A 3,522-nucleotide genomic window follows, 5' to 3' on the forward strand; every position below is an offset into this window, starting at 1 on the left:
AAGGTCAACAACCACGAGATCGACTGGCTCACGTGAAAGAACATAGTCAAACTGCTTGCTATCGTGGACTGCGGTTACCTTCAGGGCATGCATCGTGAGATACTCGGCGATGAGGCGCCGCATTGCGGCATCATCGTCAATGACAAGAACATGTTTCAACGGCACACCTTCAATCTTGAATCCCCATGTCTAAACCTGTTGCCGAGCAACCCTGGGGCACCACCCAAAACAGCTGCCCTTGATACCACTCGCCGTTGCGTGCGGCCAATGTGAGGCCGTGCTCGCCCTGGTCTTTTCATCCCTAGCGAATTGACCGCACCAAGGCAGCCCGTGGCCACCAGACAGGTCCAAGCGCCGACATGACCCTGCCGTGTGGTCCTTCGCTTTTTCGCTTCGAGCTCCCCCGTTGGTGCAGGCCTGCCAATATCACTCGAGTTCGACCTCATGGATGCTAAGTTTCCTGCCGTGCCCTTGCATCCTCGTCATCCTGGAGTTTGCGGACCTGGATCATCTCGATATCCTGCGGCTCGTGGATCCAGCTCGGACATGGTTGAGCAGCGCGGCGTTTGGCTTGATCAGAGAGGCGGTCGGCGGAAGAAGACCGTGATTCGCTGCAGCGGCCTTGTGCCAAATAGTATGTCTCCTGCCAAGCCGGCTTCGTCCAAGGTGGCCGGCGGCCTCAAATGCTGTTCGGGCGACCGGCAGGTCGCCGGTTGCGGTGAACGTCCGGGCTAACATTTCTCAGTTACTGCAACTCCTCCATCTTGAGCGTGTCACTATGCTTGTCCATTGCGCCGTCGGACTGCGTCAATGACGTGCGTTATCTGCCGATGGGACTGTGCATGATCCACCCTTTGGCGGCGGCGGCCGAACAGCTGAACGAGGCTCGCACCAGGATGGGCTGCGCCGCCACGTCTTCCCAGTTGACCCTCGCCGCCGCGGATTTGCGCCTTCGAGCCAGCTTCGCGGACGAGCTCGCGTCTCAAGCAATGATCTGAGTGTGCAGGGCCGCGCATGGCTGCTCTTTAAGGACCGGCAGCATACCGGCAAAGTTGGGCCGCTTTATCGCCGTAGTCGATTCCCCACGGTGATCCCGAGCCTGAACAAGCCCGCCAAGCTCCCCATTTTGTCCTTGGCTTGGCGCTGACAGAAGCACCATCCATGACGCCAAAGTCGCGGCCCACACTCCAGGAGCAACGGACGGCCGGGACGAGCAATCCTGTACAGGAGTCATTGTACCAAGATGCTCCGGATGTCGCTGGCTGATCGGGCCCGCGCCACCCACGCATGCGCAAGATGCTCACCCACGCTGATACGAACACGGTCTTTGCTTCAATTGAAACCGAAAAGCTGAACTTGAACATCACACAGTAACAAACCTCCCCGATAAGCGCGTGCCGGACAGGGCCAGAACCCGTCCGGCGGCTTGGAAAGGTAGGTGATAGGGAATGTTTATTGCAGCTTGGCCGCTGGCCATCGTCCTGATGACATCCATGTCACTCCCAGCCGAGCCCGCGCCACTTTCTCCGCGTGAGTTCCGCAGCCTGTCGCGCAAATGCGCCCCCTGGGTTGCGCCGTCCACCCTCGCCGCGATTGCCAAGATTGAAAGTGGCTTTGAAACGCTGGTGGCTCATGACAACACCACAGGTGAGCAGCTTCGCTGGATAGACCACCTGGAAGCCACGCGGGGCATCAAGGAACGCCTCGAAGCACAACATTCTGTCGATGTTGGATTGATGCAGATAAACAGCAAGAACTTTGCCATGCTCAATCTCACGCCGGAAAGGGCTTTCGAGCCCTGCGCCTCGCTTTCGGCTGCCGCCCACCTGCTTGAAAGCCGGTATGCCGGCGGCACCACTGCTGTGGCACAGCAACTGGCGCTTCGCCGTGCCATCTCGGCCTATAACACGGGCGACGTCACGCATGGCTTCGCCAACGGTTATGTACGCAAGGTCGAGTCGGCCGCAAAGGACATCTCAAGTCTCCTTGAGAGAACGCTGGAGCCGACTGCTCGAGATGTGCCGCACCTTGAGGCACCCGGTCGGAAAGCCGTGCCGCCTCTGCTCCAGCAGAGCCAACAGGCCAATAGAAAGAAGCAGCCCAACCAAGATTCTTGGGACATCTGGGGCTCGTATCAGCCAGACCGCTCCGGGGCCGATCCCTCCGATCCGACAGGCAGCCAGGCTGCGAAAGCACGGGAACCCTCGAACCCGAACAAACTCGTATTCGATTGAAACATGGAGATGCAATGATGACGCCACTCAAGATACTTCGTGCGCTTAAAACGCGTGTTCCTTCGCCTTTTTCCATGCTGCGCATGGCGGCTGAATATGTACCGGCCGCTGCTGCAGGCGCGGCGTGGACGGTCTTCTACAGCGGGCCAGCCGCGGCTCAGGTGACCGGAGGGACGGATCCTGCCAAGATGGTCCAGAATATCTGCACGTTCATACTTGGCCCCTTTGGACAATCACTGGCCGTGCTCGGGCTCGTAGCCATCGGTATCTCTTGGATGTTCGGTCGTGCTTCACTTGGCCTGGTTGCGGGTGTCGTTGGAGGGATCGTCATCATGTTCGGGGCCAGCTTCCTGGGCAAGGCGCTCATAGGCGGTGGCTGATGAGCGACCGGTTGGAAGTGAGCACCCTCTATGTGGCGGCGACGCGCCCCGCACTGTTTCTGGGGGTGCCGCTGACGCTGGCCGGATTGCTCATGATGTTGGCTGGGCTTGTTATCATTATCCTTCAGAACCCGCTCTACGAAATCGTTCTCGCGCCACTCTGGTTCGGAGCACGGCTGGTTGTTGAGCGTGACTATAACGCGGCAAGCGTCGTGCTGCTCTATTTGCAGACGGCCGGCAGAAGCGTGGACGGGCCGGTCTGGGGAGGCGCAAGCGTCAGCGCCAATCCGATCAGAGTGCCGAAACGCGGAAGAGGAATGGTGTAATGTTCGGCGCCAGCGGCCGGACCGAGAGGTCTGGCGAGATCTACCTTCCGTATGTTGGTCACGTAAGCGATCAGGTTGTCCTTCTGGAAGACGGATCGATCATGGCCATGGCACATGTGAACGGTGTGCCCTTTGATTTGGAAGACGCTGAGATGCGCAACTCGCGCTGCCGCGCGTTCAACACTCTCTTGCGCAACATCGCCGATGACAATGTCTCGATATACGCTCATCTTGTGAGACACAACGATGTGCCGGCGCCGGCGCCGCGCCGGTTTCAAAGTGCATTCGCTGGCAGTCTGAGCGAGGCCTACGAGCGTCGTGTGCTGTCGGGAAAGCTCTTTCGCAACGATCACTTCCTCACTTTGATCGTGTCCCCCCGCACCGCAATCGGCAAGATCGGCTTGCGGATTGCCAAGTCCCGCAGACGGAATGAGCACGATCTAGCCACCCAAATGCGGAGCCGGGAAGACCTCTGGCACATCATTGCTGGCGCACTCGGCGGTTACGGTCTGCGCCGGTTGGGCATTCGTGAGAAAGGCAACGTGCTCTTCACGGAAATCGGCGAGGCGCTTCGGCTCATGA

Annotated in this window: 5 protein-coding genes and 1 pseudogene; 5 read left to right on the forward strand and 1 reads right to left on the reverse strand. The window is 59.3% G+C overall.

Features of this window, described 5'->3' with window-relative positions; all coding sequences use genetic code 11:
- Positions 1-159, reverse strand: a 159-nt coding sequence (locus NKH35_RS30960; RefSeq protein WP_352610348.1) for a response regulator, incomplete at its 3' end; no start/stop codon positions are given.
- Between the two features lie 623 nt (positions 160-782).
- Here NKH35_RS30960 and NKH35_RS30965 point away from each other — a divergent pair.
- The 5 genes and pseudogenes from NKH35_RS30965 to NKH35_RS30985 all read left to right on the forward strand — a co-directional run.
- Positions 783-998: a hypothetical protein gene (locus NKH35_RS30965; RefSeq protein WP_023737135.1), complete on the forward strand. Its 216-nt coding sequence runs from the start codon at positions 783-785 to the stop codon at positions 996-998.
- A 450-nt stretch (positions 999-1,448) separates the two neighbouring features.
- The gene (locus tag NKH35_RS30970) at positions 1,449-2,234 is read left to right on the forward strand and encodes a type IV secretion system lytic transglycosylase VirB1 (RefSeq protein ID WP_023673708.1); all 786 of its coding nucleotides are present in this window, start codon (positions 1,449-1,451) and stop codon (positions 2,232-2,234) included.
- A 74-nt stretch (positions 2,235-2,308) separates the two neighbouring features.
- Positions 2,309-2,614 (forward strand): pilin major subunit VirB2, encoded by a 306-nt coding sequence (gene virB2, locus NKH35_RS30975; RefSeq protein WP_023673707.1) that lies wholly within the window; start codon positions 2,309-2,311, stop codon positions 2,612-2,614.
- Positions 2,614-2,940, forward strand: a complete 327-nt coding sequence (locus tag NKH35_RS30980; protein WP_023679584.1) for a type IV secretion system protein VirB3 — start codon at positions 2,614-2,616, stop codon at positions 2,938-2,940. Before virB2 ends, NKH35_RS30980 begins: the two co-directional genes overlap by 1 nt.
- A pseudogene (locus NKH35_RS30985) lies at positions 2,940-3,522 on the forward strand (type IV secretion system protein VirB4); the annotation flags it as partial. The gene NKH35_RS30980 and the pseudogene NKH35_RS30985, both read left to right, overlap by 1 nt.

The organism is Mesorhizobium sp. M1143 (genome assembly GCF_040318435.1).
GTDB lineage: Bacteria > Pseudomonadota > Alphaproteobacteria > Rhizobiales > Rhizobiaceae > Mesorhizobium.

Coding starts and splice junctions, on each gene's coding strand:
- NKH35_RS30970 (WP_023673708.1), top strand. CDS start 1,449: ATGTTTATTGCAGCTTGGCCGCTGGCCATCGTCCTGATGACATCCATG.
- virB2 (WP_023673707.1), top strand. CDS start 2,309: ATGCTGCGCATGGCGGCTGAATATGTACCGGCCGCTGCTGCAGGCGCG.
- NKH35_RS30980 (WP_023679584.1), top strand. CDS start 2,614: ATGAGCGACCGGTTGGAAGTGAGCACCCTCTATGTGGCGGCGACGCGC.